Here is a 25,843-nt window from a genome sequence, read left to right on the forward strand (position 1 = left end):
ACCGTCATCGCACCGGCCGACGCGATCTCATCTCTGCCGGTCGGCTTACCCGCTCCGCCACCGCGGCGATCAGCTCCGGTTCGGCGATCTTGCGGCGCGAGCGTTGGACCGCAGCGCCTCGGGCGCGCTCGAATCGCTCGATCGCGCGCCAGGTGCGCAGGTCCACCACACCGGGGATCGTCCGGGTGAGGAAGGCCGTCAGGCGCTCACGTGACGACCCGCCGACCTGCAGACGCCCGGCGTTGACATCCGCGACGAGACTCGCGACCGTCTCCTGCGCGTCGGTTTTGTTGGTGCCGATATAGCCCGAAGGCCCGCGCTTGATCCAGCCGGTGACATAGGTCCGCGGAGCCACCGCGTCGTCGTGTCGCACCCGGCCGGCCTCGTGCGGCACCGTGCCGCTCACCGGATCGAAAGGCAGGTCCGCCAGCCGCACCCCGCGATAGCCGACCGATCTGAGCACCAGTGAGGTCTCGATCGAGAGCTGCTCGCCGGTCGGTTCGGCGGTGACCCGGCCGTCGATGTGACGGACCGAGTTCTCCGACAGCACGATCCGCTCGACCTGCCCGGCCCCCTGCAGTTCCAGCGGAGTGAGCCCGAACCGGAACACGATACGTGGGCGATCGTCACCAGGGTCCGGACGAGCGGCCAGACGTTCGAAGGCGGCGATCTTGTGCTCCACGAGCGGATCGAGCAGGCCGCCACGGCGGGCCCTCTCGGTCTCGTCGTCGAGATGCAGATCGCCCTCGACCGCCACGACGAGGTCCTCGCGCTGCGCCAGACTGGTCAGCTCGGGCAAAGTGCACGCCGCCTGCGCCACCCCGCGCCGCGCGACGATGTCGATCTCGCGCACCCGCGACGCGCGCAGCGCCGACAGGGCGCGATCGGAGATGTCGGTGGGGGCGAGCCGGCCCGGGTCGGTCGCCAGCAGACGGGCGATGTCCAGGGCGACATTGCCGTTGCCGACGATCACGACCCGATCGGGCAGCGAGACCTGCGCCCCGGCGTGCTCGGGATGGCCGTTGATCCACCCGACGAAGCTCGTCGCCGGACGGCTGCCGGGGAGCTCCTCGCCGGGGATGCCGAGTCGCGCGTCAGCGGAGGCTCCCGTGGCATACACGATCGCATCGCAGTGACGCAGCAGGGCCTCGTGCGTGACATCCGTGCCGACCTCGACGCCGAGGGCATACGAGAAGCCGGGCTGTTCCTCGATCTTCGCGAAGAGCTTGGCCACCGCCTTGGTATCGGGGTGATCAGGCGCGACGCCCGCGCGGACGAGCCCATGCGGGGTCGGCAGGCGATCGATGACCGTGACCTCGACGGCATCGTGCTTCAGCAGCTCATCGGCCGCGTAGAGTCCCGCCGGCCCCGCACCGACGACCGCGACGCGCAGGGTGGCTCCGCCGGTGCGCAACGGCTCGTGCACGGGCGTGGGTGCCTGCGCTGGACGCGGCGCGGGATCGGCGTGGAACAGCTGGTTGATCTCCAGGAAGGGCAGCTCGGCCTCGGTGAGCTTGGTGTGGTGCTTGATCGCCCCGACCGGGCAGGCGCTCACGCAGGCGCCGCAGTCGACGCACGATGCCGGGTCGATGTAGAGCATCTCCGCCGTCGCGAAGCCGGGCTCGTCCGGGGTGGGGTGGATGCAGTTGACCGGGCAGGCGTAGACGCAGGAAGCGTCGCCGCAACAGGACCGGGTGACGACGTGGGGCATCGACGGCGCTCAGGCGGCGAAGGCGGTCGGAGGCTCGCTGCGGAAGCGCGACGGGCGGCGGCCCAGCATCCGCAGGCGCTTCCAGAGCCGGCGGCTGACGGGGTTCATCAGGCCCGACTCCTCGGCCAGCATGCGCACGTCGGCGAAGGTGTCGCCGAGGAACCGCTCCGAGGCCTCCGACTCCCAGTAGAGCTCCTTGATGAGGCCCTCGGGGATGTCGAATCGGCGCTCGAACTCCTTCGGGGGCAGCAGGATGGCGTCGCCCAGGATCCGCATGATGATCGGATAGAGCAGCGACACCAGGAACCGCTCGACCCGGTTCAGTCGGGGAGCATGGCGCTTGATGAACTCATGGGCGAAGGAGATGTGACGCGCCTCCTCGGCGACGTGGATCTCCATGACGCGGCCCATCACCGGATGCAGCTCGCGGCGGCCTCGCAGCACGGCCTTCTGCATGTGGTCGATCGGCTCCTCACCGGCGAGGACACCGGTGAAGAAGAGCACCGGCAGCCGGTTGGCGACCAGGGGCAGGAAGGGGCTGACGGCCCGGATCCAGCGCGGCATCCCCGAGACGTCGATGCCGATCCTGTTCACCGTCTCCTGAAACATCTGGATGTGGTGGCATTCCTCGGTCGCCTCGTGCATGAGGTAGCGGTATTCGGTCGACTGATTCGGCAGGCTGAAGTTGTACTGCAGGATGCCGCGGATGAGGATGCTCTCGAACTGCCAGCCGACCTTGAAGATATTGGCCTGGCGCCACAGCCCCATCGCGATCTGCTTGTCCAGGGGCTGGGCCCGGTACCAGGCGCTGCCGCCGAGAGGGTCGACTTCCGGCAGACGCCAGCGCGGGTCGTCGTGATGGATCTCGAAGTCCGGGTGGTCCCAGTCGATGTCGATGAAAGCGTCGAAATGCCGCTCCACGGATGCCACGGACAGCCGGTGGAGCACGTCATCGTACTCGGCATCGCTGAGGCCCTCGGGGATCTCCGGGGCGTCCCAGTCGATCTGGTCGAGCAGCAGTCGATCGGTGGCGTCGGTGGTCATGGCCGTCTCCTCGTCCCCCGGTCCTGGTCGCCCGCCGGGTGCTGGCACTTATCGCCATCCTCGGCCACCGCCGACTCGCTGTCAACAGCAATGTGACATTAGCAATGTCATATCACTGCGGGGTCAGCACGCACAGCCGGCAGCTCATCTGCTCACGCACGTGATACGGCCGCTCCCACACCTCGGCGCTCACCAGTCCCTCCCCAGCGAGGCGTTCGATCTCCGCCCGGTAACCGCCGTCCTCCCAGACGTGGGAGTGCACTGTCGCGACGATCGCCCCGCCCGGGGCGGTGATGCGCACGAACTCGGCCAGCACGCCTGGGCCCACGTGACCGCCGGTGAGCGTGCCGACACAGATCACCGCATCGTAGGCATCGTCAGTTACAGCGAGCTCTCGTGTCAGGTCGGCGGTCTCCAGGGTGCGGTAGACCTCACGCGCGCGAGCCCGTTCCAGCATTCCCGGGGAGAGGTCCATGCCGTCGAGGGCCACCTCACGGCGCTGGGAGAGCTCGGCTCCGACCAGGCCGGTACCGCAGCCCGCATCGAGCACCGTGGCGCCGTCGGAGATGCGCTCGGCCAGCGCCTCGGCGGCCAGCGCCGGGGCGACGTATCCCATGTCGTCGACGGTGTCGTGGTCGTAGTCGGCGGCCCAGGCGTCGTACACCTCGCGGGCCTCGTCGGCGTCCTTCAGCGCGTAGAGCCGCGCGAGGATCGGATGGGTGTCGTTCATGGCGGTGACTCCTTCGTCTCGGGAGGCGAATCTGAGTGATGCCACGCTAACGAGACCGGAACGAGCGCCGGAGGATCACCGCCCACCACGGAGCCGGCGGGGTGCTGTTACGCGCGCGTGCGCGGCGTCGGCTCAGCGATCGTCGCCGCGGATGTACGAGTCATCGCCCTCATCGGCGAGCAGCCGGGCGATCTCGCCGATCTTGACGTTCGACTGCTGGGATGCCCGCTTCAGGACGGCGAACGCCGCCACCGCGTCGATCGAGAAGCGCTCCATCAAGATCCCCTCGGCGCGTCCGATCACCGTGCGCTGGACGAGCGCGGTCTCCAGTGAGTCGATCGCCTTCGCCGCCGCCAGCGAGGCGGTGACATGGTGGGCGAAGAGACGCAGCTCGTCATGATCGAGGTGGGCGAACTGCTCGTGCCGGTGCCCGTAGAGGTTGAGTGCACCGAAGCGACGGTTCTCGGTCGTCAGATCGGCAGCGAGCACGCTGCGGATGCCGAGCCCGCTGATCGCGGGACCCCATCGCGGCCAGCGGCTGTCACCGGCCGGGTCATCCGACATCACCAGCTGCTGCTCGGTGGCCGCGTCGACGCAGGGGCCCTCGCGCCATTCGTATTGCAGCTCATCGGCGCGGAGGGCGACCAGCTGGGTCGGCCCGACCGTCTCGAGACGCTTGCCGCGAATCAGGGTGATGCCGGCATCGTCCGCCTCGAAGAGCCAACGGGCGGTCTCGGTGATCCGTGCCACCGACTTGTCCAACCCGGGAAAGTCGGCGAGCTCCATGACGAGGCCGGTCAGATCGCGCATCTCGAACTCCATGGCCCCTCCTCCGTCCGCCGCGACGCCGGCGACATCCTGGCCTGCCGACTCTTCCACTCTACGAGACGCGTAACCTTCACTCGACGCATCGGTCAGAACGTGGCCATCGGGCGTCGAGACGTTAGGCGCGCGTTGAACGACAGCTTCGCCGAGAAGCTCGCCTCCGCTGTTGCCCACTGGTCGCACCACGACGACCTGGCGAGCTTCGCCCACGACTGTGTCCGATTCTGTGTCGAGATCTCCGGCGGGGTGCTCGCCGGGCTCAGCCAGGCCGGACGCAAAGGCCGGCTCACTCCCCTGCGGGCCGCGGGTCGCCTCGACCCGACCCCCTGGCAGGAGCAGTTCCGGCTCCGCGAGGGTCCCTCCATGGAGGCCTTCGAGCGTGAGGCGACCGTCAGCGCGAGCGCGATCGATCTCCGCCACCGCTGGCCGCGATGGTCGGCGGCCACGTGGGCGGATGTCCGTGACGCCGGCGCGGTGCGGGCCTTCCCGTTGCACCACGGAACGTCCATCGTCGGCGTCCTGGAGCTCTGGACGGACCGGCCGGAGGACGCCGCCCACTTGCCGCGCACGCTGCCCGCGCACGTCGCGGCGCATTTCGCGCTGGTCCGGCGGCACGAGCATCTGATGCGAGCCCTCACCACGCGGACGGTGGTCGGGCAGGCCCAAGGCATCACCATGGAGCGATTCGGATTGCGGCCGGAGCCCGCCTTCGCCGTCCTCCGTCGCATCTCCCAGCACCGCAATGTGAAGCTCGCCGACCTCGCCGACGAGCTGGTCACCAGCGGCAGCGTCGACGGCCTGTCCGGTCCGGCGCAACGGCCCGGGGATCCACGACCGGTCGACGGCTCATCGGTGTCCGCCCCAGAGGCGGCCGGCTGATTCACCTCGGCCCCCAACCGGGCACTCGCAGCACATCGCCACGTCACGCCAGGCGAGCGATGACATCGCGAGAGAGGAACCGATCATGAGCCAAGAACCGATGCGGCCGCCCGGCGCTCCCGGGGCCGTGCCCCCTCCACGCGAGCAGCCGACCGAACCAGGTGACGAGAAGCCCTATCCGAAGCCCGACCAGAGCGCTCCCGGGCCTCGGACCGCGACAGGGCGTGAGGTCGACGCCCAACCGGACGCCGTCTCACCACCACCCGAGGGGTAAGTCGGCACGCCCCATGATCGCCGAGGCCTACCGGCACGCGAAGGCGCCGGGTTTTTGGGGTGGCGACCGAGATCTCGAGCTGCTGGGCGGGCATCTCCGCTGGGACCGCGATGTCCTCGCGGGGGACGCCGGCGGGCTGAGCGGACCCGTCGCCGGTTCACGTACCCGCTCGAAGAGGTCGGCGATCTCCCGGGTGGCGCCGTCGAATCCGGTCTCACCGGTGGCGATGTCGGCCACTCCTCTCTTTCGCTCGTAACGCGGGTATATCCAGGGATCCGCGATCCACGACGTTGCGAGGGACGCCGAGGCGGGGCACAGTGAGAGCAGGTCAGGACGCGGCCTTCCGATCACGTATCCGAGGAGTGCCATGCGCACCCTGACTCATCGTGACGATGTGGACGCTCTCGTCCACGACCACCACCATCTCGCCCTGGCTCTCGCACGGCGTTACCGTCAGCGCGGAGTCGAGCTCGCGGACCTCGAACAGGTGGCGCTGACCGGGCTCGTGCGCGCGGCGCAGCGCTTCGACGCCGACCAGGGCGTCTTCGCGCCGTTCGCCACCGCGACGATCCACGGCGAGATCAAGCACTACTTCCGTGACTCCGGCTGGACGATCCGTCCGCCCCGCCGCCTGCAGGAGCTCCAGACACGATTGAACTCGCTCCGCGAGGAGATCGAGAGCCGTCACGGCGACGAGGTGTCCACCGCCCTGCTGGCGCAGCGGCTGGGCGAGCCGGTCGACGAGGTCCGGCGCGCGGCCTCGCTCCACTACTGCTTCGCGCCGACCTCCCCCACCACATCGGACGGCGAGCAGGCGATCGAACAGCTCGGGAGGGAGGACGACGCCCTCGACCGCGTGGTCGACCGCGTCGAGCTCCGCCGCGCCTTGCGCTACCTGGAACCGGAAGACGCCCGTCTGCTGCAGATGCGTTTCGGCCAGGAGCTCAGTCAACGTGAGATCGCGACGGCGATCGGGTGCAGTCAGATGCAGGTCTGCCGACGGCTCCGCCGGATCCTCGACCGGCTCCGCGGCGAACTCGACCCGCAGGCGGCGTGACGCTCACCACCTAGCCACGAGATCAGCTTTGCTCGGCGTTCACGCTCTGCCGCTTCTTGTACTTCTACACCGAGCACGATGGCAATCCGGCACTGGTGACGCTGCAGTTCAAGGCACCAGAGGGCGTCTATGTCTGGCCGATCGTGGAGTTCTCCCCTGACGTCATGCGCGACCTCGTGAAGGAGCCGCACTCGGGGGCCAGGCGCCCACAACACGAGTTGAGCGGCCTCGCCGGCGGCGTGACGCCTCATCCCCGCACGATCAGCTGGTGATGGCCAGGCCGCAGCCGGCGGCGAGCACCGCGAGGACGAGCACGCCGAGTCCGTTCGCGACACTCGCCGCCCAGCGCCCCTCCCGGGCGAGCCGCACGGTCTCATGGCTCGCCGTCGAGAAGGTGGTGTAGCCGCCGAGGAAGCCGGTGCCGACCACGAAGGCGATCCCGCCGGGGACCAGTTCTCCGCCCGCCCATCCCATCGCGCATCCGAGCGCGAAGGATCCGGTGAGGTTGATCGCGATCGTGCCCCACGGGAAGCGCCCGGAGGCACGGCCCTGGATCAGTCCGTCGAGCAACAGCCGGCAGACCGCGCCAAGGCCGCCGGCCAGGGCCGTGGCCGTGAAGACCAGGGCGGTCATCGCGCTCGACCTCCCGTGCGGGCGGAGGCGGCGGCGATCCCCGCCCACGTCGCGGCAGCGCCGAGGACGAGGGTCCCCAGCGCATAGGCCAGGCCCACGCCGGACGGGCGGTCGCCGAGGAGCATCGCGGTGTCGGCAGCGAGCGCGCTATAGGTCGTGAACCCACCGAGGAAGCCGGTGCCCGCCAGCAACCGCAACCGCCGCCGGCGACCGTGGTCCGGTCCGCGGCGGTGCAGTCCCTCGAGCAGCAGACCCAGACAGAAGGCGCCCGCCACGTTGATACCCAGGATCGTGAGCGGCACACCGTCCACGGGTGGGATGGCGAGGCTCAACGCCTCTCGCCCACCGGTGCCCAGCACGCCGCCGGCGAACACCAGAGCGATCGACGAAGGGGCGTGGTACGCGGGGCGTGGAGACGGGAGATCGGGGTCGATCCCCTCCACATCGCTCATGCACCCTCCTGGTCGAGTCGGTCGAGCAGGTCGACCGCTGCCCGAGCATACTCGCCGATCCACCGGTCATGGATGCGCCGGATGGGCAACGGAGCGAGCGCCAGGTGCCGCTCGCGGCCCACCTTGCGCCCGGTGACCAGCTCGGCATCCTCCAGGACTCGGAGGTGCTGCAGCACGGTGGTGCGATCCAGCTCGGGGAACTGCCCGCACAACTCCCCCGTCGTGCAGGACGACGCACGGAGAGCATCGAGCATGCGACGCCGGGTCGCCGAGGCGAGAGCCTTGAACACACGGTCGTCCTCGGCATCGCTGGCCTTCGTCGAAGACATGTTGTAATTTTACAACATGTCTGAACTCGATGAGATCACCTTCACGGTGTCCGGGCGCGTCGCCCGTCCCTGCGCAGAGGTCTACGAGGCGATCGCGGACCCCGCCCAGCTTTCGCAGTACTTCACGACGGCCGGAGCGCGTGGCCGTCTCGAATCCGGTGCCACCGTGACGTGGGACTTCGCCGACTTCCCCGGAGCCTTCCCGGTGCGCGTCGTCGAGGCGACACCGCCGCGACGCATCGTCATCGCCTGGGACAGCGAGGGCGCGGTCGAAGCCTCCGGCACCACGACCGTCGTATTCGAGCTCGAACCCCTCGACGGGGACACCCGCACCCTCGTGACCATCACCGAGTCCTCCTGGACCGTCACTCCCGAGGGGCTCGGTGCGGCGATGGGCAACTGCCAGGGCTGGACCGGGATGCTCGCCGCGCTCAAGGCCTGGGTCGAGCACGGCATCAACCTGCGCGAGGGCTTCTACGTCTGACCCGTCAGCATTCGACGACGTTGACCGCCAGGCCGCCGAGGCTGGTCTCCTTGTACCGGCTCGACATGTCCGCGCCGGTCTGGCGCATCGTCTCCAGCGCGGTGTCCAGAGGCACCACGTGGGATCCGTCGCCGAGCAGTGCGAGCCGCGAGGCGGTGAGCGCGGTCGACGCCGCCACCGCATTGCGCTCGATACACGGGATCTGCACGAGCCCACCGACGGGATCGCAGGTCAGGCCCAGGTGATGCTCGATCGCGATCTCGGCGGCATTCTCCACCTGCGCCGGGGTGCCGCCGCGGACAGCGGTCAGCCCCGCCGCGGCCATCGCGCAGGCGCTCCCGACCTCGGCCTGGCACCCTGCCTCAGCTCCCGAGATCGAGGCTCGCGCCTTGATGATGGAGCCGACCGCGGTCGCCGTGAGCAGGAAGGTCTCCACGTGCTTCCGCGGCGCGGCCCCACCGCCCAGGGCGTGGTACATGACGGCCGGGATCACTCCCGCCGCGCCGTTCGTCGGGGCGGTCACCACCCGGCGGCCCGCCGCGTTCTGCTCGTTCACGGCCATCGCGTAGAGCGCCAGCCGCTCCTCCACAGCCTCCGACGGAAGCGTCGCCCATCCCTCCGCGGCACGACGACGGACCCGCAACGGACCCGGCAGCTCTCCGCGCAGACTCAGGCCCTCCTCGATGCAGCCGCACATCGTCGACCAGATCTCGGCGATGCCTGATCGCAGCGTCTCGGCGTCGCGCAGACCGATCTCGTCCGCCCACGCGATCTCGTGGATGCTCGCCTCCGCGCAGAGCACGAGCAGCTCCGTCATGGACGAGTACGAGGATGCCGGTCCCTCCGGAGCCGCGTTCTCCGCGCCGATCTCCTCGATGAACCCGCCCCCGACCGACAGATACGACCGGCTCTCGATCAGCCGTTCCCCTGCCCACGCCTCGAAGGTCATCGAGTTGGGGTGACCGAAGGGCCGCTCGCGCGGAGCGAACACGATGTCGCGGGCGGTGAGTCGCGCGCCGAGGATCGTCTCGACGCCACCGGCCTGCAGCCGTGTCCAGCGCTCCAGGACCGTGTCGGGGTCGACCGACTCTGGGGCAGCCCCCGCCAGTCCCGCGACGACCGCCGCGGGCGTGCCGTGTCCGTGGCCCGTCGCACCGAGGGAGCCGTGCAGAGTGCACTGGAGAGCGTCCACCGGCCGATCGCCCAGCACCTGCCGGAAGCGGGCCGCTGCCCGCATGGGCCCCACCGTGTGCGAGCTCGACGGGCCGATGCCGATGGAGAACAGGTCGAGCACGGAGACGTAGACCCCGTGCCCGACCTGGGTGGCCGTCAGCCCCACAGCCCGAGCGCGAACTCGGCGACCACCGCCGAGAGCAGGAAGGACGCGGTGATCGAGACGACGCCCACCGGGATGATCTTCCAGCCGATCTTGCGCAGCATCGGCAGCTCCTTGCCGAGGCTCAGGCCTGCGACGCTGAGCAGCAGAGTGCACACCGACAGGAAGTCGATGCTCTCCAGTTGCCCGATCATCCAGGTGTCGACGGGCGAGGCCGGCGAACTGAGCAGGGCTCCGACGGTGACGACGACGATGATGGCGGGCAGCTTGCCGCGGGTGACCCGCGCGACCCCGATGCCGACGGCCACCAGGGCCGCCATGACCAGATAGCCCACCAGGATCGACAGCGAGATCCGGCCTGCCGCCACCGAGGAGACGATGAAGCCGATCCCGATCAGCACCGCCATCGTGGTCAGCAGCGGAACGTGCACGCGCGGAGGGGCGACGACCGCCGTCTGCGTGGGCTCGGGCGTGGTGGCCGTCCCCTCGTCATCGGACAGATCGCCGTGGTCACGGGCCAGCAAGCGGTAGAACTTCTCGGCCAACGGCAGGGCGATCCAGACACCCACGTAGAGGCCGAGGAAGCCGGTGATGAGATTCGAGGTGGCGGCGAGTGCGAGCACCTGGTCGCTCAGGTCCGGATGCTGTGCCACCACCGCCGCGGCCGCGGCGGCCATCATCGACCCGGAGCCGACGCCGGCCCCCATGGCGAGCGCCCGGGCATCGAAGATCCCCAGCGAGGACGCCAGCGAGGCGATGAGGCTGACCAGCAGCGCACCGAACACGGTGCCGAAGACGTACATCGACAACACGCCGCGATACTGCGGCGACGACGGGCCGTAGCGCTCGCTGACCATCGCGAAGGAGCCTTCGCGATCGATCGAGAAGGTGGCGCCGATCGTCGCCGGTCCCATCTTCAGCAGGACCGCGAGCGGCAGCGCGAGCAGGATCGTGCCGAAGAGGTGACCGACCTCCTGCAGGAGAAGCGCCGGGCCGGCGTCGAGCACGAGCGGGATGTTCGGCCCGATGGTGAACGCGAGACGGGCGCAGAGCACCAGGACGGCGACGCTCATGATGACACCGGCGGCGTCCTGCAGGTAGACCGGCATCGGACGGACCCGCTGGGCCGAGACCAGGATGCCGGTCAACAGCCCCCAGATCATCGGCAGGAAGGTGATCGCGGCGACTCCGACGGGGATCACCAGCGGGCCGATGAGCTGGGCTCCCACCGAGATCAGCGCGATGAGAGCGATCAGCACCCCGAGCGGACGGGCGGCAGGCACCAGCCGATGAGTCCGCGATGACATCGGCGTGGTGGCCGGCTGTGGCTTGGTCGAGTCGCTCATCGCAGGGCCTCCATGTCGGCATGGGTGAGGGTGGCGGGAGCACCGGGAAGCGGCTGGGTGGTCGCACCCGCGGGACGCTGCGCGGTGTGCTGGCGGAAGTCCTCGCGCACGACCGGGTCGAGGGCGATGTCGAGGGTAGTCCAGGCGAGGGCCGCCGCGCCGTCCATGACGGCGTCATCGGCCGCGGGGGTGACGGCGGAGGCCGCGAAGTCGGGATGATGCGGCACCGTCTCCTCCCCGATGAAGGAGATGACGGGGTGGATCGTCGGCACGACCCAGGACACATTGCCCATGTCCGTGGATCCGCCGCCGATGCCCTCCTCGTGGACGATGGTCCGTCCGCGTGCTTCGAGGTTGGCGTCCCACAGCCCGGCGAGGGTCTCGTCGGGTCGCATCGGTGCGTAGGCATGCTCGGTCGGCCGGTGGCTCCAGGAGCAGCCGGTGGCGATCGCCGCGCCCTCGAAGCAGGCCAGCGCACGTCGCCTCAGCTCGGCCCACTCGTCGAGCTCGGCGGCGCGGACCTCGACCTGGAGGACGGCACGATCGGCGATCACATTCGTGGCCTCACCGCCGAAGGAGATGAAGGCATTCAGGTTCGATGTCGACACGATGTGCTGGCGCAGCATCGCGATCGCCGTGATGGCGAGGGAGGCGGCCGCACCCGCGTTCACCGCGTGCTCCGGTGCTCCGGCGGCGTGGGCGGCCACCCCGGTGAACTCGACCTCGAAACGGTCGACGGCGGTCGAGCGGAAGCTGGCCGCGCCGCGATCCGGACCGGTCATCCCGTGGACCATCATCGAGAAGTCGGCGTGCTCCCACGCGCCCGCCTGCAGCAGCGAGACCTTGCCGCCGCCGTGCTCCTCAGCGGGCGTTCCGAGCAGAGTGACCCGCAGGCCGGCCTCCTCCGCCACCGGAGCGAGGGCGAGGGCCGCGCCGACGCCGGCGCTCGCGATGACATTGTGGCCGCAGGCGTGTCCGACCCCGGGGAGGGCGTCGTACTCGGCGCAGATGACGACCGAGAGGTCACCGTCGCCGATCACCGCCTCGACCGCGGTCTCGACACCGTAGGCACCGACCTCGACGGCGAACCCGGCCTCCCGCAGGATGTCGGCGACCCGGGCGGCGGCACGGTGTTCCTGCCATGAGAGCTCGGGATCGGCGTGGATGGCGTGGCTGAGCGCCAGGAGCTGCTCGCGTCGTGCGGCGAGCTCCTCGGCCACGCGGCCCTTCAACGTGGTCGTGACGGTGGTCGCGGGTTCGGTCGGCGATGACATGTGACTCCTCACACAGGGATGACGTACGGGAACGATGGTGCGCGGGAGGAGGTTTCCACCCGGTGACATTGCATGAAAACCGGCGATACAATCGGTTCGATGCACGTTTCCACGCTCGATCCCGCCGATCTGCGCCTCTTGCATGCGCTGCAGATCGACCCGCGGGCCTCGTTCTCGGATATCGCCGCGGCGCTGCGCACCGACCCGGCGACGGTGTCGCGGCGTTGGAGCCGGCTGCGCGAGGGAGGGTACGTCTGGATCACCGGCGTGTCCGGCACCCGCGGTCTCGATGGCTTCGCCCTCATCGACGTGGACTGCGAGCCGAGCCGCCTGACCGCCGTCGCGGACGAGCTCGCCCGCGATCACGCGATCATCACGATCGAGCGGACCGCGGGAGGCCGTGATCTGCTCCTGACCGTCAACGCAGGGTCGGCCGACCAGCTGTCGCGCTTCATCGTCGACCGGCTGACGCAGACCACGGGGGTGCGGGCGGTGCGCACCCACATCGTGGTCGACATCTTCATCGAGGGCGGCACCTGGCGGCTCCGCGAGCTCTCCCCCGCCGAGGCCGCAGCCATCCCCGGCCCGGCCAAGCCGCGCCCGCGCGCTCCGAAGACGCTGCCACCGCACCTCGTCGACGTCGTGCGCCACGAGCTCTCCCTCGACGGGCGCGCCACCCCCACCGAGATCGGTCGGCGGTGGGACGTCCCGGCGCAGCGCGTGAGCGACACGATCGCGGTGCTGCGCCAGGACGGCCGGCTACGGATGCGCACGGACATCTCGCGGCGGGTCTCGGACTGGCCGGTCTACACCTGGTACTTCGTCCAGGTGCCGTCGAGCGCGGTCCCGCGTTTGCGCGCCGCGCTCACGACCGTCCCGGAGGTGCGGCTCGCCGCACTGACTGCCGGACGCTACAACCTGGTGCTGGCCGTATGGCTGCGCGACCTGGCCTCCATCCACGGCTTCGAGGCCGCGCTCGAACGGGCGGTCCCCGGTGCTCATATCGACGATCGCTCGGTGGTCATGCGCATCCACAAGCACCTCGGACATCTCCTCGATGACGACGGTCTCGCCACCGGCGAGGTCATCCCCGTGTCCCCTCCGCCCGAGCTGTGACGCTGAGGCCGTGCCGGAAGGGCGACGTGGTCCTACAGTGAGGGAGATGGCCGATCCCACGACCGCGCCCGACCGGGCCGACCGCGTCACCGATATCGACGGTCTCGCGGCGCTGATCACCTCTTGCCGCGCTTGTCCGCGCCTCGTGGCCTGGCGGGAGAAGGTGGCCCGTGAGAAGCGTGCGGCCTTCCGCGATCAGGAGTACTGGGGGCGACCCGTGCCTGGCTTCGGCCCGTCCGATGCCTCGATCCTCATCGTCGGTCTGGCACCGGCCGCCCACGGCGCGAATCGCACCGGGAGGATGTTCACCGGCGATCGCAGCGGCGACGTGCTGTTCGCCGCCATGCATGCCGTGGGGCTCGCCAGTCAGCCGCATGCCGTGAGCGCCGGCGACGGGCTACGACTGATCGACGCGCGGGTGACGTCTCCGGTGCACTGCGCACCCCCGGACAACAAGCCGACACCGGCCGAACGGCACGCCTGCGCGCCGTTCCTCACTCGCGAGCTCGAGCTGCTGGCCTCCACCCTCGAGGTCGCGGTGGTGCTCGGCGGCTTCGGCTGGCAGGCGCTGTTCGGCGTCCTCAGCCAGGCCGGCTGGCAGGTGCCGCGGCCACGACCGCGCTTCGGGCACGGCGCCGTAGTGGAACTCGTCCATCCCGACGGACGCACCCTGACGGTGCTGGGATGTTTCCACGTCAGCCAGCAGAACACCTTCACCGGACGTCTCACGCCGGCGATGCTCGAGGACGTCCTCACCCACGCCCGCGGGTTGGCCGGATTGACCAGCGAGTCCTCATGACGGTGCGGATCCGTCGGATCTACGAGGATCCCGAGTCCACGGACGGAGCCCGTGTCCTCGTCGACCGGCTCTGGCCGCGCGGCATCAGCAAGGAGCGCGCGCAGCTCGACTCATGGTGCAAGGGCGCGGCTCCTTCGACCGAGCTGCGCCGGTGGTACCGACACGATCCGGATCGCTTCGAGGAGTTCGCCGAGCGCTACCGCGTCGAGCTGGGCGACCATCCCGAGGCCCTCGACGAGCTGCGTCGCTATGCCGACGCCGGCTCCCTCACTCTGCTGACCGCGACGAAGAGCGTCGAGATCAGCCACGCCGCTGTGCTCCGGCAGCTGCTGAGGGAGGAATGAGATGAAGGGTCCTGGTCCACGAGCGTTGGTCGCCGGAGCCGCCATCACAGCCGTTGGAGCCATCGCGGCCCGGGGCCGGCACCGACGGCTCGGAGCCAGTCTCGATGAGGCCACCGCTCCACGTCCCGGCGACCAACTCCTTGCCGGCCCGATCGTGCAGGCCGACCGCGCCTGCACTATCGGGGCTGCTCCCGAGGACGTGTGGCCCTGGATCGTCCAGCTCGGACAGGACAAAGCTGGCTTCTACTCCTTCGAACTGCTGGAGAACCTTGTCGGCTGTCGCATCGTCGGCGCCGACCGGGTGCACGATGAGTGGCAGGAGCTGCACGTCGGCGATCCCTTCCGCTTGCATCCGCAGGTGGCGCTGAGAGTCGCCACCGTCGAGCCGGGCCACCATCTCGTCGTGACCTCACAAGGTGGGGATGCCCCGGGCCATGCAGACTTCGACATGACCTGGGCGTTCTGCCTCTCGCCGTCACGAGGGCCCGGCGGGCGTCCCCTCACCCGGCTTCACCTGCGTGAGCGGTACGCCGCGAGCCGTCGCAGCGACCGGCTCGGCGGCGAGATCGTTAGCCTCGTGAGCGCCGTGATGACATGGCGAATGATGTCCCGCCTCCGCACCCTCGTGCAGCGCGCCACCGGCTGATGTCACGCCATCACGCCCGGCCCTCGAACTCCTCGATCTGACGCGCGACCTCCTCGTCGTAGCGCGCCATGCAGTCCTCATAGCTGGGGATCGGTGATGCGCCCTCGGCCTGGGCCCGCTCGATGAGCACCTCGATGGTGTCCAGGAGACCACTGAGCGGCACGTCGAAGGGGCCCTGATCCTCGTCGAAGGCGCCGGAGGACCACAGCCGGGTCATGCTCGGGTACCGCTCAGGGTCGAAGTGGTGCTCCCAGAAGTCCGAGGTGGATCGCCAGTAGGTCTCGTAGTCGATGCCTTCGTCGCGGGCCTCGGCCTCCTCGGCGGCCACGGAACGCGCGAAGCCGAGCACGAAGTTCTGGACGACGCCCACGATCTCGGCGACCCGCCGCGCACTGAGGCCGGTGTCCACCAGCGTGCGGTAGCCCGCCTCCTCGACATCGAACACGTGCGGTCCCAGCGGCAGCCGCCAGGAGTTCACATCCGCCAGCCAGGGATGACGACGACGGTGCGCCCACATCTCTCGGGCATAGCGCTCCAGTCCGGCGCGCCACGGCAGATCCGGATCGGGGATCGTGAAATCGGCATAGGCGCGGTCGACCATCGCGTCGAGCAGCTCGCGGCGGCCGTCGACATGGGAGTAGAGCGTCATGGCGCCGACCTCGAGCCTCCGTGCCACCGAGCGCATGGAGACGGCATCGAGCCCCTCGGCGTCGGCCAGGGCGATCCCCGCCTCGATCACCTCGTCCCTCGTGATCCGCGCGGGGCGACCCCGTGTCGGGGCCGGGGCCTGGCCCCAGAGCGCGGCGATGCGCCGTCTCGCCTGCTCGACGGCCGCGCTCTCGTCACTCATCGGGTCCACCCCACCAGCATCTCACCCGGCGCTTGCGTGCCTTTATCGTACGCCGTACCATTATCCCTATGGCAGATTCAGTACGCCGTACGATAAATCCGATGGTGCAGGCCCGCGGCCTCACCAAGACCTTCACCCGCAAGAAAGAGACCGTCGAAGCCGTCAAGGGCATCGATCTCGAGGTCGGCGACGGAGAGCTGGTGGCCTTCCTCGGTCCCAACGGGGCCGGCAAGTCCACCACCCTCCGCATGCTCACCTCCCTCCTCCACCCGACCGCCGGCACCGCCACGGTCGCCGGCTACGACATCCGCACCCATCCGAGCGAGGTACGCGCCCGCATCGGCTACATCGGCCAGGGCAATGCGGCCGGGCACTCCTACCGCGTCCTCGACGAGCTGCACAATCAGGGACGCTTCTACTCGGTCCCCCGTGCGACCACGCAGACACGCGCCGCCGAGCTGCTGGCGGCGCTGGAGCTCACCGGACTCGAGAAACGCTCGGTCGTGTCGCTATCGGGCGGGCAGCGACGACGCCTCGACGTCGCGATGGGGCTCATGAACCGTCCGGGACTGCTCTTCCTGGACGAGCCGACGACGGGCCTCGATCCGCATGCCCGCGCCAATCTGTGGGAGCACATCCTGCGACTCCGCGAGGAGACCGGCATGACGATGCTGCTGACGACCCACTACCTCGACGAGGCCGACTCGATGGCCGAGAGGATCGTCCTGATCGATCACGGCACGGTGATCGCCGATGCCACACCCGCGGCGCTGAAACGCGAATACGCCGACGACGTGGTCACCCTCGAGCTCACCGGCGAGGGCGGGGATATCGCGGAGCGCGCCCTCTCGGCGATCCCGGCACTGGCCGCGTCGAGCGAGCACACCGCTCGGCCCGATGGATCGGTGCGATTGCGCCTGCGCTCGGCGAACGGGCCCGACCTGGTCCCGCCGGCGCTCCGGGCACTCGAGGCGTCCGGTCTCACCGTGGCGTCGGCTGACGTGAGACAGGCCAGCCTCGACGATGTCTTCCTGAACCTCACCGGTCGTAGCCTTCGAGAGGACGCAGCATGACCACCACCGACACACCCATGCCCTCGCTCGCGACGCCACTTCTCCAGCGCTCGCCGGTGGGCACCTTCGCCCACGACACCGGCGCGGTCTTCACCCGGGAGATCCTGCTCCTCCTACGCGACCCCTTCTCGCTGATCTTCTCCCTCCTCCAGCCGCTGATGTTCCTGGCGCTCTTCGGCCCATTGCTCGACGGCCTGCTCGGTGGCTCAGGGATCGACGGCTCATCCGCCCTGCAATGGTTTCTGCCCGGAATCCTGGTGATGATCGCCGTCTTCGGTACCGGCATGGTGGGCAGCAACCTGCTCTACGAGCTGATGACCGGGGCCTACGAGCGCATCCTCGCGACGCCGATCAGCCGCGCCTCGATCCTCGTCGGCCGTGCGCTGAAGGAGTTCGCCCCGCTGGTCGTGCAGGCCCTCGTGATCACGCTGGTCGCGATCCCCTTCGGCCTGACCTTCTATCCCGGACACGTGCTCGTCGGCCTCGTGATCCTCGGCATCTTCGGCATCGGCCTCGGCTCGCTGTCGTACACGCTGGGGTTGCTGTCCAAGGACCGCGAGTGGCTGTTCTGGGGCGTCCAGCAGTCGGTCATCTTCCCGCTACTGCTGCTCGGCGGGATGATGCTCCCCCTCGACACCGGACCGACGTGGATGCAGATCGTCTCGAAGGCGAATCCGCTGACCTACATCGTGGACGCGGAGCGGATGCTCTTCACCGGTACGCTCTGGCACGCCGACGTGCTCCAAGGACTCCTCGCCGCAATCGCGACCTGCGCGGTCGGCCTGGTCATCGGCGTCCGCAAGGTCCGCCGCACGATCTGATCCCTGGGAAACGCCCGGCACTGATGGGAGCCGGGGATCGATGATGATGCGTTACGGCGGCTATAGCGGCCGTAACGCATCATCATCGGTCTCCACGCGCCACTCGGGCGCCGACGCACGGACCGATATCGACGATCCCGTCAGGAGGCGAGACCGATGACACCGGCGAACCAGAACGACCCGGCGTTCTCCCCCGCGGACCTCGCCGAGCTGGAGCGACTGCTCGCCGCCGACCGCGAGCGCACCGTGCGCAGGATGGCCGCGCTCGGACGCGATGTCACGTCGATCGTCGAGACGACACAACTCGGCGCCAACGACGACGAGCACGATCCCGAGGGCTCCACGATCGCCTTCGACCGTTCGCAGGCTAGCGCTCTGCTTGCGTCTGCCACCACTCACCTGAACGATGTCGACGCCGCTCTGACGCGGATCACCGAGGGCAGGTACGGGCGATGCGAGGACTGCGGCGAGCCCATCGCCCACGAGCGGTTACTGGCCCAGCCGGCCGCGCGCCGGTGCATCGGCTGCGCGACACGGGCTGCTCGGTGACCGACGAGCTGGACGCCCGCCTGCACCGGATCGGCCGACAGCGGTTCCGCGCACGATTCCGGTTGTACGGCCGGGACCGGGCCGTCGTCGACCTACGCGGGATCGCCACCGTCCGCCGGCACGCCCGGGATCTGATCGATCGTCGGCTGGCCCCGGCCGAGCCACGCAACGACGGACGCCAGACGCCGTATCGCGGACACCCGGTGTTCGTGGCACAGCACGCGACCGCGACCTGCTGCCGCACCTGCCTGGCCCGTTGGCACGGCATCCCCGCCGGCCGCGCCCTCGACGAGGCGGAGAGGGACTACGTCGTCGAGGCGATCTGCCGGTGGATCTCCGGTCAGTACGCTCCCGGCGAACCGCCGCCCTGACGTCTACGGGCAACCGACGATGTCGACAGCGTGCTGGATCGACTGCTCATCGAGGATCCGCGCCGCGTCGCGGCTCAACGACCGATAGGCATCGTCGTCCGCGCAGCTTCCGGCACCCTCCAGTGTGAGGGTCACCGTCGTCGTGCCCTCGAGGGCGTCCCCGCCGATCGGCCATTCCCGTGCGGCCTCGAATGACAGGCTCAGCTCATCGGCCTCGGCGAGCTGATGTGCACGCACCGCGATCTCGCGCCATGCCTCATCGAGTCCCTCCGGCTCCGTCGCCGTACGTACGATCATGTCGTTCGGGCCGAGCAGATGCAGAGCGGTCGGACCGTCGAGGACGTCTGCGGCATCGCTCGTCAGACGAACCGCCTCGTCGAGTGCCTCGCCGACGGTCACGGAGCCGAGGCGCGCCCCGACGGTGAAACCACCGTGAACCTCTCGTCCGAGGAGCTCGCGGAACAACGGCGGCCCTGCGTCGGTGAACTGCCCCTGCTCGAAGGTGGCCGGATCGAGATCGAACCACGCGCCGTCGGGCAGGCCGAGCGCATAGGCCGCAATCCGGTCGAGCTGCTCGGCCGAGCGGGAGACCACGGGTTCGGCCACTCCCCAACCATCGAAGACCCGCCGCTCGCTGCCGAGTTGGGTGTACTCCATCGAGACCGCGTGACGCTCGAGCGCGGAGTCGGCGAGCTCGGAACGCACATGCCGCAGCACCTCGGCGAGCTGCTCAGGGACGATGTCCGAGGCCAGGACGATGTCGACGGTGACCTCGCCGCGCGGTCTGACGGCGCCGGTGAGTCGCTCGCGGCGTTCCTGGCGGTGGCTGCGGATGCGGTGATCGACCGTCGCCTCGGCCGAGGTGACTCCGGGGAGTGCCTCGACCACCTCGGCAGCCCCGGACACCGTCGCGGTCACCTCGCGGCGGTCCAAGTACTGGGGAACGTAACGCGCGCCGAGGGCGGCCGCCCCGAGCATGACGCTGACGAGGACGAGAAGCCAGCCGCGCCGACGCACCCATGTCCGTCGAGCCATCGGTTCTGCCATCGTGCTCCGTCCTGGTCGAGATCGGACGGTATCGCCGAACCCTGGCTGGTCTGCCCACTGGGCGCGACCAGCCTAGATCGTGTCCCATCGGCCCGCGGCGGCTGGCGCCGCGGGCCGAGGGGACACGTCGCCGCGAGACTACCGACGCCCGGACTCGGGATCAGCGGCGCCAACGAGGTGGACGGTGTTGCCGAAGACCTCCTCCCCGCGCCCCATCTCCGCGTGGGACCGAGGAATCTCGTCGAAGGCGAGAACCCGACCGAGGACCGGGTCGATCGTGCCCTGGCGGACCAGATCGTTGTACGCGTACGCCTGAGCGTCGTTCGTGCCGTGCGAACCTTGCAGTCGCTTCTGCCGGGTCCAGTGATAGCGCAGGTCCACCATCGCATCGAAGCCCGTCGTACCCGCGCAGATGGCGACCATCCCGCCGGGTTGGCACAAGAAGATGCTCGTGGGGATGGTCGCTGCCCCGGGGTGCTCGAAGACGATCGCGGGATCCTCGCGACCGCCGGCGATCTCCCACAGCTTCTTGCCGAAGGCGCGCGCACCGGAGGTCCACTCCTTCTGCCCGGCCGCGTCATCGACGAGCGGCGGAACACCCCAGTGGCCGAAATCGCGGCGATCGATATAGCCGATCGCCCCGTGCTTCATCGCGTACGCGCCCCGCTCGTCGTCCGAGACCACCGCTACGGCCCGTCCGCCGGCGGCGCTCACCAACTGGCTGGCCTGGGTGCCAAGACCTCCCGACCCTCCCCAGACGAGGACGAGGTCGCCTTCCTGCACCGTGTTGCCCTGCCACCCGTGCAGCATCCGGTACGCGGTCGTGCCGACGAGGGTCGGTGCCGCGGCCTCGGCCCAGGTCAGGTGTTCCGCCTTCGGCATGAGTTGATGGGACTGGACCCGCGCGAACTGCCCGAAAGCACCGAAGTTCGTGTCGTAACCCCAGATCTTCGCGCTCGGGGCGATCATCTGGTCCTTGCCGGAAGCGATCCAGGGGTCATCGGCATCCCACACACCCGGATGCACCACGACCTCGTCGCCGATCGACCAGCCCTCCACCCGATCGCCGACGGCGTAGACGATGCCGGAGGCATCCGATCCGCCGATATGGAAGTCCTCGGTCTCGCCGCGCTTCTGGCGCACCGCGACCTGGTCGACCGGATAGCCGCGCGCCGCCCAGACATTGTTGTAGTTGACGCCGGCGGCCATGACGGCCACCAGTACCTCGTCGGGGCCGATGGCCGGCGTGTCGACCACCTCGTGCCGGAAGGCGTGCGTCGGGTCTCCGTAGCGGTCCGGCCGCACGATCTGCGCGTGCATCTGCCGTGGCACCTCTCCCAGCGGCGGGAGCGTACCGAGATCGGCGGCGCTTTCCGGGCCGTGGGCGACGGGGTTGCGGTCGGTGGGGTCAGTCATGGCGATCTTCCAATCTCGTGGTCGTGCGAAGGGTGGGTGCTGGAGCGGACGGATCACTCGCTGGGCGCATAGCGGGCATCGCGCCAGGCGAGGGCTGCGCCGAGCCCCCGCGTCGCGACGAGCTCGGTGAACTCGGCCCGCTCGGGGGTGTCCGCGGAGTTGAGCACGGCGGCGATGTCGTGATTGGCCTCGACGGCCCCACGCAGTCCCATCTCCTCGTAGGCACGGGTGAGAGCACGCTTGGTATAACGCAGGATCGACAGCGGTGTCAGAGCGATCGTGGCCGCCAGCCGGGACACCGTCTCCTCCAGCTCGCCTGCAGGTACGACCCGGTTGATCAGCCCGAGCTCACGAGCACGTTCGGCGTCGACGATGTCTCCGGTGAACAACAGCTCATTGGTCATCTTCTGGCCGATGAGGAAGGGCATCAGGAGCGTCACCGGACCGGAGCCGAATCTGATCTCGGGCTCGCCAAACTGGGCGTCCGGGGTGGCGATGAGGATGTCACAGGCCATGGCCAGCTCGCATCCCCCCGCGAGGCACCATCCGGACACCGCGCCGATGACGGGCTTGCTGAGCCCCCAGACCTGCATCGTCAGGCCGATGTTGTTGGTCAGGCCGGCGTGCCACTGCTCGGCTGTGGATACGCCGAGCTCGACCTCCTCGGCGATGTCGTACCCCACGCTGAAGGAGGTCTCGCCGCCGCGCAGCACCACGACGCTCACCGCGTCATCGGCCTCGGCTCGCGCCAGAGCATCCTTGAGCTCACCCATCAGTTGAACCGACAGGGCGTTCAGCTTGCGGGGCCGGGAGATCGTCAGCCAGGCGATGTTGTCGCGGACCTCGGTCTCGACGAACTCGTACTGTCGTGTGGTCATGCCATTTCCTCGCTCTTCGTCTCGGCGTGCTGTGCTCTGCGGAGGGCGACCTTGTCGATCTTGCCCACCGCCGTCTTGGGAAGGTCATCGATGATGGTGATCTCGTCGGGCACCCACCACCGCGGGAGGTGCTGCTGTAGATGGGCTCGCAGGACCTCGTGTCCGATGGGCGCGCCACCGGCCGGATCGAGCACGACGAAGGCGACCGGCCGCTCGACCCATCGCGCATCGGGTCGGGCGACGACCGCCGCCGTCTGCACACCGGTGATCTCGCACAGGCACAGCTCGATCTCGGCCGACGGGATCCACTCGCCGCCGGACTTGATCATGTCCTTCTCGCGATCGTGGAGGGTCAGTCGTCCTCGAGCGTCCAACGAGGCGATGTCGCCGGTGCTCATCCAGCCGTCGTCCGACGCGGCTCCGATGACGAAGGCACCGCGGACCTCCAGGCTGCCCGGTTCTCCGGCGTCCGCCGGGCCCGCGGGCCCGGCGATGCGCATCTCCATCAGGGGGATCGGCCGGCCAGCGGTGGTCGCCGGTTCAGACCGTTCATAGGTGCTGCAGGCCATCGTCTCGGTCATGCCCCATGCGGTCGCCACCGTGGCGCCGAGATGTCGCTCGATATCGCCGACGACCGACTGGGGTACCGCGCTTCCGCCACTGAGCACCTCGCGAAGACGCGCCGGACGCCGTTCCGGGCTCTGTGCGATGACCCCGCACACGTCGTGCCAGACCGTCGGCACCGCGGCGGCCACGGTGACGCCGAGGTCGCTCATCACATCAGCGATCCGCCCAGGCGCCAGGTCGCCTCCGATGAGGACCACGTCGGCGCCCGTCATCGTGCTGGTGAACAGCAGCCCCCACCCGTTGACGTGGAAGAACGGCGCGAGCGGCAGCACACGATCGGTCGTCGTGAGCCCAGAGGCACCGTCCGCTGCCTGACTGAGACTGTGCAGGACGAGCTCGCGGTGGCTGACCTCATAGGCCTTCGGGCGGCCGGTGGTGCCGCTGCTGTGAAAGACGAAGGCGGGGACGTTCTCATCCACGACCGGCGTCTCCCCGCTCGCGGTCTCCCCCGTCGCGATGATCTCGTCGTACTCCGGACCTCCGCGGGAATCGACCCGCAGGACGTGGATGCCGGGTGCCATCTGAGCAACGACCTCCGCGGCGACCGGCCCGATACCCGGGTGATCAAGCACCTCACGGTCGACGACGACCAGAACCGGATCCGAGCTGGCGATCTGCTCGAGGAGCACGTCGCTGGACATCCGGACGTTCAAGCACTCCAGCCGGGCTCCGGCCGCGGGGACGGCGAACATCAGCTCGGCTTGCACCCGGGTGTTGAAGCTCATCGTGACGACGGTCGAACCGGGTGCGACGCCGGCGCGCCTCGCCAGCCCGGCGGACAGGGCGCGAACCCGGTCCGCCAGACCGGCGAAGGTCATCGACTGAATGTCGCGACCATCAGCGCTGCCGACCACGTCGAGCACCCGCGCATCGGGATGCACATGGCGCATCCGCCACAACAGATGGTCGATCGTCAAGGGGAACGACATCAGTCCGCCAGAGTCGTGACGACCTCGACGGGATTCGCCAGGGTGTCGCGGACGGGCGAATGCGCCTCGACGGCGCCGACCAGGCTCTCTAGCTCCTCGCGAGATGCATTCGGTGAGGCGGCGCGCACCGTCACCCGGATCGCCTGCGCTCCCGGCCGCACCCGATCGTCAGTACCCAGGAACCCCTGGAGATCGAAGTCGACCTCCAGGTCGAGCGACAGTGCGCTGAGCTCGATACCGCGGGAGGTGGCGTTCGCCGCGAAGGTGACCGCATAGCATCCCGCGAGAGCCTGCAACACGTACTCGCCCGGACTTGCCGCGTGGTCGCTTCCCAGGAGCGCGGCCGGCTCGTCGGATTCGAGCGTGTAGCGGGCCGTACGGTCCTCGACGACGGCGCCATTCTGCAGCACCTCACCGGTGGTCGCCTGCTGGCGGCAACCGGTGAGCCACTGTGAGCCGAGGGCGAAGGTCACCTGCGCGAGCTCTGGTCGTGCCCGCACGGCGTCCTGCGTCTCGCGCAGTGCTGTCAGGTCGACGCCGTTGAGATCGGTGGTCGCATGGTCGGTGGTCATGGATGTCTCCTTCGTGGTGATGCGGGTGGTCAAGGCGGGGTCAGACACGAGCCGCGTGGCCGCGAGACGTCGAGACCTCGTCGATGTCGTGGCGGTTCGTCTCCGGTGCGAGATACGCGCAGACCCCGGTGATGAGGCTGAGGAACAGGAAGTAGATGACGACGAACCACGGCCGTCCGTTGTTGGCCGCGAGCAAGGAGGTGGCGATGAGCGGGGCGAACCCGCCCGACAGGACGGCACCGAACTGGTAGCCCATCGATGCGCCGCTGTAGCGGACGCCGGTGGAGAACATCTCGGAGAAGAAGGCCGCCTGCGGTCCGTACATCGCGTCGTGGAAGACGTTCAGCCCGATGACCATGGCAAGCGTGATGAGTACCGGGTTTCCCGTATCGGCCAGGAGGAAGAAGGGGCCCACGAAGAGTGCCGAGGTCACGGTGCCGAAGAGATAGAGGGGGCGGCGTCCGACCCGGTCCGAGAGTGCCGCCCAGATCGGAACGGAGACCAGCCCGATGGCCGAGGCGATCAGCACGGAGTTCAGGCCGATATTGGACTCGTCGCCGACCGAACGGGCGATATAGGCGATCCCGAAGGTCGTGAGCAGGTAGTAGATCGCATTCTGCGACATCCGCATGCCGGCCGTCAGCCAGACCGCCCGCTGCTCGTTCTTGACGACATCGGCCAGAGGGTTGGCGGCGAGGGTGTTGTCATCCTTCATCTGCTGGAAGGACTCGGGTTCGTGCAGTTTGGCGCGGATGATGAACCCGACGAGGACCAGCACGCCGCTGAGCAGGAAGGGCAGTCGCCAGCCCCAGCTGAGGAAGGCCTCGTGGGACATCGACATACGGGTGAGCATGAAGATCCCGGTCGCGAGGAGCATGCCACCGGACACGCCGATCTGGGTGAAGCTGCCGTAGAAGCCGCGCTTGTCGGCGGGGGCCGATTCGACCGACATGAGGGCCGCGCCACCCCATTCGCCGCCGACGCCGAAGCCCTGCGCCAGGCGCAGGACCAGCAGCATGATCGGGGCCCAGATGCCGACCTGCCCGTAGGTCGGCAACACGCCGATCAGGGTGGTGCTGACGCCCATGATGAGCAACGAGGCGACGAGCATCGCCTTGCGGCCGACACGGTCCCCGACGTGGCCGCCGACGAGGGCGCCGAGCGGGCGGGCCAGGAAGCCGACGGCATAGGTGGCGAAGGAGGCGATGAGGCCGACCGCGGGTGAGACATCGGGGAAGAACAGCGGACTGAAGACCAGTGCCGCGGCGGTGCCGTAGAGAAAGAAGTCGTACCACTCGATGGTGGTGCCCACGAAGCTTCCGAGGGCCACTTTCTTGACGGAGTTCCTCGGTGGAGGCGTAGCGGATTGTGTCATTGGTTTCACCGTTCGATGGCGCTTCGACAGAAGCGGACACCCGGCAGTGCCGGTGT

General features: G+C 69.2%; 29 protein-coding genes. 12 read left to right on the forward strand and 17 right to left on the reverse strand.

The window, feature by feature from the left end:
* Positions 1 to 4: 4 nt before the first annotated feature.
* The 4 genes from JL108_RS17950 to JL108_RS17965 form a co-directional block, all read right to left on the reverse strand.
* Positions 5 to 1,711, reverse strand: coding sequence for an FAD-dependent oxidoreductase (locus JL108_RS17950; protein ID WP_205199496.1), 1,707 nt, complete (start codon positions 1,709 to 1,711; stop codon positions 5 to 7).
* Positions 1,712 to 1,720: 9 nt separating this feature from the next.
* Positions 1,721 to 2,755 (reverse strand): diiron oxygenase, encoded by a 1,035-nt coding sequence (locus tag JL108_RS17955; protein ID WP_205199497.1) that lies wholly within the window; start codon positions 2,753 to 2,755, stop codon positions 1,721 to 1,723.
* A gap of 112 nt (positions 2,756 to 2,867) precedes the next feature.
* Positions 2,868 to 3,485 (reverse strand): class I SAM-dependent methyltransferase, encoded by a 618-nt coding sequence (locus JL108_RS17960; protein ID WP_240191468.1) that lies wholly within the window; start codon positions 3,483 to 3,485, stop codon positions 2,868 to 2,870.
* Positions 3,486 to 3,617: 132 nt separating this feature from the next.
* Positions 3,618 to 4,307: a GAF and ANTAR domain-containing protein gene (locus JL108_RS17965; protein WP_205199498.1), complete on the reverse strand. Its 690-nt coding sequence runs from the start codon at positions 4,305 to 4,307 to the stop codon at positions 3,618 to 3,620.
* A gap of 132 nt (positions 4,308 to 4,439) precedes the next feature.
* Between JL108_RS17965 and JL108_RS17970 the strand changes: the two genes are divergently transcribed.
* The 3 genes from JL108_RS17970 (at position 4,440) to JL108_RS17980 (ending at position 6,792) form a co-directional block, all read left to right on the forward strand.
* A complete protein-coding gene (locus JL108_RS17970) occupies positions 4,440 to 5,189 on the forward strand; it encodes an ANTAR domain-containing protein (protein ID WP_205199499.1) in 750 nt (249 codons plus the stop codon).
* Positions 5,190 to 5,830: 641 nt separating this feature from the next.
* Positions 5,831 to 6,520, forward strand: a complete 690-nt coding sequence (locus JL108_RS17975; RefSeq protein WP_205199500.1) for a sigma-70 family RNA polymerase sigma factor — start codon at positions 5,831 to 5,833, stop codon at positions 6,518 to 6,520.
* A gap of 56 nt (positions 6,521 to 6,576) precedes the next feature.
* Complete coding sequence (locus tag JL108_RS17980; protein ID WP_205199501.1) at positions 6,577 to 6,792, forward strand: hypothetical protein; 216 nt, start codon at positions 6,577 to 6,579, stop codon at positions 6,790 to 6,792.
* Here JL108_RS17980 and JL108_RS17985 read toward each other — a convergent pair.
* The 3 genes from JL108_RS17985 to JL108_RS17995 are packed head-to-tail and all read right to left on the reverse strand — an operon-like array spanning position 6,782 to position 7,934.
* Positions 6,782 to 7,153, reverse strand: coding sequence for a CrcB family protein (locus JL108_RS17985; RefSeq protein WP_205199502.1), 372 nt, complete (start codon positions 7,151 to 7,153; stop codon positions 6,782 to 6,784). The genes JL108_RS17980 and JL108_RS17985 overlap by 11 nt on opposite strands.
* On the reverse strand, positions 7,150 to 7,605 hold the full coding sequence (locus JL108_RS17990) for a CrcB family protein (protein WP_205199503.1): 456 nt from the start codon (positions 7,603 to 7,605) through the stop codon (positions 7,150 to 7,152). Before JL108_RS17990 ends, JL108_RS17985 begins: the two co-directional genes overlap by 4 nt.
* Positions 7,602 to 7,934, reverse strand: coding sequence for a helix-turn-helix transcriptional regulator (locus JL108_RS17995; protein ID WP_205199504.1), 333 nt, complete (start codon positions 7,932 to 7,934; stop codon positions 7,602 to 7,604). Before JL108_RS17995 ends, JL108_RS17990 begins: the two co-directional genes overlap by 4 nt.
* A 16-nt stretch (positions 7,935 to 7,950) precedes the next feature.
* Between JL108_RS17995 and JL108_RS18000 the strand changes: the two genes are divergently transcribed.
* Positions 7,951 to 8,418, forward strand: a complete 468-nt coding sequence (locus JL108_RS18000) for an SRPBCC domain-containing protein (RefSeq protein ID WP_205199505.1) — start codon at positions 7,951 to 7,953, stop codon at positions 8,416 to 8,418.
* A 4-nt stretch (positions 8,419 to 8,422) separates the two neighbouring features.
* Here the strand turns inward: JL108_RS18000 and JL108_RS18005 are convergent, their stop codons facing one another.
* Genes JL108_RS18005 through JL108_RS18015 form a run of 3 tightly spaced genes read right to left on the reverse strand, consistent with a single transcriptional unit; the run spans position 8,423 to position 12,374 of the window.
* The gene (locus JL108_RS18005; protein WP_307837316.1) at positions 8,423 to 9,757 is read right to left on the reverse strand and encodes an L-serine ammonia-lyase; all 1,335 of its coding nucleotides are present in this window, start codon (positions 9,755 to 9,757) and stop codon (positions 8,423 to 8,425) included.
* Positions 9,748 to 11,100: a DUF3100 domain-containing protein gene (locus JL108_RS18010; RefSeq protein ID WP_205199506.1), complete on the reverse strand. Its 1,353-nt coding sequence runs from the start codon at positions 11,098 to 11,100 to the stop codon at positions 9,748 to 9,750. The genes JL108_RS18005 and JL108_RS18010 overlap by 10 nt, the downstream gene beginning before the upstream one ends.
* Positions 11,097 to 12,374: an amidohydrolase gene (locus JL108_RS18015; RefSeq protein WP_205199507.1), complete on the reverse strand. Its 1,278-nt coding sequence runs from the start codon at positions 12,372 to 12,374 to the stop codon at positions 11,097 to 11,099. Before JL108_RS18015 ends, JL108_RS18010 begins: the two co-directional genes overlap by 4 nt.
* A gap of 99 nt (positions 12,375 to 12,473) precedes the next feature.
* Here JL108_RS18015 and JL108_RS18020 point away from each other — a divergent pair, with 99 nt between their 5' ends.
* The 4 genes from JL108_RS18020 to JL108_RS18035 are packed head-to-tail and all read left to right on the forward strand — an operon-like array spanning position 12,474 to position 15,279.
* A complete protein-coding gene (locus tag JL108_RS18020) occupies positions 12,474 to 13,490 on the forward strand; it encodes an Lrp/AsnC family transcriptional regulator (protein WP_205199508.1) in 1,017 nt (338 codons plus the stop codon).
* A 46-nt stretch (positions 13,491 to 13,536) separates the two neighbouring features.
* The gene (locus JL108_RS18025; RefSeq protein WP_205199509.1) at positions 13,537 to 14,289 is read left to right on the forward strand and encodes a uracil-DNA glycosylase; all 753 of its coding nucleotides are present in this window, start codon (positions 13,537 to 13,539) and stop codon (positions 14,287 to 14,289) included.
* Positions 14,286 to 14,633, forward strand: coding sequence for a DUF488 domain-containing protein (locus JL108_RS18030; RefSeq protein WP_205199510.1), 348 nt, complete (start codon positions 14,286 to 14,288; stop codon positions 14,631 to 14,633). Before JL108_RS18025 ends, JL108_RS18030 begins: the two co-directional genes overlap by 4 nt.
* 1 nt (position 14,634) lies before the next feature.
* Complete coding sequence (locus JL108_RS18035; protein ID WP_205199511.1) at positions 14,635 to 15,279, forward strand: hypothetical protein; 645 nt, start codon at positions 14,635 to 14,637, stop codon at positions 15,277 to 15,279.
* Positions 15,280 to 15,289: 10 nt separating this feature from the next.
* Here the strand turns inward: JL108_RS18035 and JL108_RS18040 are convergent, their stop codons facing one another.
* A complete protein-coding gene (locus JL108_RS18040) occupies positions 15,290 to 16,129 on the reverse strand; it encodes a TetR/AcrR family transcriptional regulator (protein ID WP_205199512.1) in 840 nt (279 codons plus the stop codon).
* Between the two features lie 101 nt (positions 16,130 to 16,230).
* Here JL108_RS18040 and JL108_RS18045 point away from each other — a divergent pair, with 101 nt between their 5' ends.
* The 4 genes from JL108_RS18045 (at position 16,231) to JL108_RS18060 (ending at position 18,943) form a co-directional block, all read left to right on the forward strand.
* Positions 16,231 to 17,202, forward strand: coding sequence for an ABC transporter ATP-binding protein (locus tag JL108_RS18045; RefSeq protein ID WP_143914402.1), 972 nt, complete (start codon positions 16,231 to 16,233; stop codon positions 17,200 to 17,202).
* Positions 17,199 to 18,023, forward strand: a complete 825-nt coding sequence (locus JL108_RS18050) for an ABC transporter permease (protein WP_205199513.1) — start codon at positions 17,199 to 17,201, stop codon at positions 18,021 to 18,023. Before JL108_RS18045 ends, JL108_RS18050 begins: the two co-directional genes overlap by 4 nt.
* A 156-nt stretch (positions 18,024 to 18,179) precedes the next feature.
* Positions 18,180 to 18,572 (forward strand): TraR/DksA family transcriptional regulator, encoded by a 393-nt coding sequence (locus JL108_RS18055; RefSeq protein WP_205199514.1) that lies wholly within the window; start codon positions 18,180 to 18,182, stop codon positions 18,570 to 18,572.
* Positions 18,569 to 18,943 carry a DUF4186 domain-containing protein gene (locus JL108_RS18060; RefSeq protein WP_205199515.1) on the forward strand — a complete coding sequence of 125 codons (375 nt, stop codon included), beginning with the start codon at positions 18,569 to 18,571 and terminating at the stop codon, positions 18,941 to 18,943. Before JL108_RS18055 ends, JL108_RS18060 begins: the two co-directional genes overlap by 4 nt.
* Positions 18,944 to 18,946: 3 nt before the next feature.
* On the opposite strand, the gene JL108_RS18065 is transcribed toward JL108_RS18060, so the two are convergent.
* From JL108_RS18065 to JL108_RS18090, 6 genes are all read right to left on the reverse strand, one after another.
* A complete protein-coding gene (locus tag JL108_RS18065; RefSeq protein WP_205199516.1) occupies positions 18,947 to 19,990 on the reverse strand; it encodes a hypothetical protein in 1,044 nt (347 codons plus the stop codon).
* Between the two features lie 138 nt (positions 19,991 to 20,128).
* Positions 20,129 to 21,406: a crotonyl-CoA carboxylase/reductase gene (ccrA, locus tag JL108_RS18070; RefSeq protein WP_205199517.1), complete on the reverse strand. Its 1,278-nt coding sequence runs from the start codon at positions 21,404 to 21,406 to the stop codon at positions 20,129 to 20,131.
* Between the two features lie 53 nt (positions 21,407 to 21,459).
* A complete protein-coding gene (locus JL108_RS18075; protein WP_205199518.1) occupies positions 21,460 to 22,284 on the reverse strand; it encodes an enoyl-CoA hydratase/isomerase family protein in 825 nt (274 codons plus the stop codon).
* A complete protein-coding gene (locus tag JL108_RS18080) occupies positions 22,281 to 23,840 on the reverse strand; it encodes an AMP-binding protein (RefSeq protein ID WP_205199519.1) in 1,560 nt (519 codons plus the stop codon). The genes JL108_RS18075 and JL108_RS18080 overlap by 4 nt, the downstream gene beginning before the upstream one ends.
* On the reverse strand, positions 23,840 to 24,412 hold the full coding sequence (locus JL108_RS18085; RefSeq protein WP_143914394.1) for an OsmC family protein: 573 nt from the start codon (positions 24,410 to 24,412) through the stop codon (positions 23,840 to 23,842). The genes JL108_RS18080 and JL108_RS18085 overlap by 1 nt, the downstream gene beginning before the upstream one ends.
* 40 nt (positions 24,413 to 24,452) lie before the next feature.
* Complete coding sequence (locus tag JL108_RS18090; protein ID WP_205199520.1) at positions 24,453 to 25,724, reverse strand: MFS transporter; 1,272 nt, start codon at positions 25,722 to 25,724, stop codon at positions 24,453 to 24,455.
* Positions 25,725 to 25,843 lie beyond the last annotated feature (119 nt).

It is taken from the genome of Aeromicrobium sp. YIM 150415 (genome assembly GCF_016918125.1).
Lineage (GTDB): Bacteria > Actinomycetota > Actinomycetes > Propionibacteriales > Nocardioidaceae > Aeromicrobium > Aeromicrobium piscarium.

Bases quoted from the DNA above. Each gene is read 5' to 3' on its own strand.
- JL108_RS17965 (WP_205199498.1), bottom strand. From the start codon at position 4,307: ATGGAGTTCGAGATGCGCGATCTGACCGGCCTCGTCATGGAGCTCGCC.
- JL108_RS17950 (WP_205199496.1), bottom strand. From the start codon at position 1,711: ATGCCCCACGTCGTCACCCGGTCCTGTTGCGGCGACGCTTCCTGCGTC.
- JL108_RS17985 (WP_205199502.1), bottom strand. From the start codon at position 7,153: ATGACCGCCCTGGTCTTCACGGCCACGGCCCTGGCCGGCGGCCTTGGC.
- JL108_RS18045 (WP_143914402.1), top strand. From the start codon at position 16,231: ATGGTGCAGGCCCGCGGCCTCACCAAGACCTTCACCCGCAAGAAAGAG.
- JL108_RS17955 (WP_205199497.1), bottom strand. From the start codon at position 2,755: ATGACCACCGACGCCACCGATCGACTGCTGCTCGACCAGATCGACTGG.
- ccrA (WP_205199517.1), bottom strand. From the start codon at position 21,406: ATGACTGACCCCACCGACCGCAACCCCGTCGCCCACGGCCCGGAAAGC.
- JL108_RS18065 (WP_205199516.1), bottom strand. From the start codon at position 19,990: ATGGCAGAACCGATGGCTCGACGGACATGGGTGCGTCGGCGCGGCTGG.
- JL108_RS18015 (WP_205199507.1), bottom strand. From the start codon at position 12,374: ATGTCATCGCCGACCGAACCCGCGACCACCGTCACGACCACGTTGAAG.
- JL108_RS18080 (WP_205199519.1), bottom strand. From the start codon at position 23,840: ATGTCGTTCCCCTTGACGATCGACCATCTGTTGTGGCGGATGCGCCAT.
- JL108_RS18025 (WP_205199509.1), top strand. From the start codon at position 13,537: ATGGCCGATCCCACGACCGCGCCCGACCGGGCCGACCGCGTCACCGAT.
- JL108_RS18020 (WP_205199508.1), top strand. From the start codon at position 12,474: ATGCACGTTTCCACGCTCGATCCCGCCGATCTGCGCCTCTTGCATGCG.
- JL108_RS17960 (WP_240191468.1), bottom strand. From the start codon at position 3,485: ATGAACGACACCCATCCGATCCTCGCGCGGCTCTACGCGCTGAAGGAC.
- JL108_RS18000 (WP_205199505.1), top strand. From the start codon at position 7,951: ATGTCTGAACTCGATGAGATCACCTTCACGGTGTCCGGGCGCGTCGCC.
- JL108_RS18035 (WP_205199511.1), top strand. From the start codon at position 14,635: ATGAAGGGTCCTGGTCCACGAGCGTTGGTCGCCGGAGCCGCCATCACA.
- JL108_RS18075 (WP_205199518.1), bottom strand. From the start codon at position 22,284: ATGACCACACGACAGTACGAGTTCGTCGAGACCGAGGTCCGCGACAAC.
- JL108_RS17990 (WP_205199503.1), bottom strand. From the start codon at position 7,605: ATGAGCGATGTGGAGGGGATCGACCCCGATCTCCCGTCTCCACGCCCC.
- JL108_RS18085 (WP_143914394.1), bottom strand. From the start codon at position 24,412: ATGACCACCGACCATGCGACCACCGATCTCAACGGCGTCGACCTGACA.
- JL108_RS17995 (WP_205199504.1), bottom strand. From the start codon at position 7,934: ATGTCTTCGACGAAGGCCAGCGATGCCGAGGACGACCGTGTGTTCAAG.
- JL108_RS18055 (WP_205199514.1), top strand. From the start codon at position 18,180: ATGACACCGGCGAACCAGAACGACCCGGCGTTCTCCCCCGCGGACCTC.
- JL108_RS18030 (WP_205199510.1), top strand. From the start codon at position 14,286: ATGACGGTGCGGATCCGTCGGATCTACGAGGATCCCGAGTCCACGGAC.
- JL108_RS18040 (WP_205199512.1), bottom strand. From the start codon at position 16,129: ATGAGTGACGAGAGCGCGGCCGTCGAGCAGGCGAGACGGCGCATCGCC.
- JL108_RS18050 (WP_205199513.1), top strand. From the start codon at position 17,199: ATGACCACCACCGACACACCCATGCCCTCGCTCGCGACGCCACTTCTC.
- JL108_RS18010 (WP_205199506.1), bottom strand. From the start codon at position 11,100: ATGAGCGACTCGACCAAGCCACAGCCGGCCACCACGCCGATGTCATCG.
- JL108_RS17975 (WP_205199500.1), top strand. From the start codon at position 5,831: ATGCGCACCCTGACTCATCGTGACGATGTGGACGCTCTCGTCCACGAC.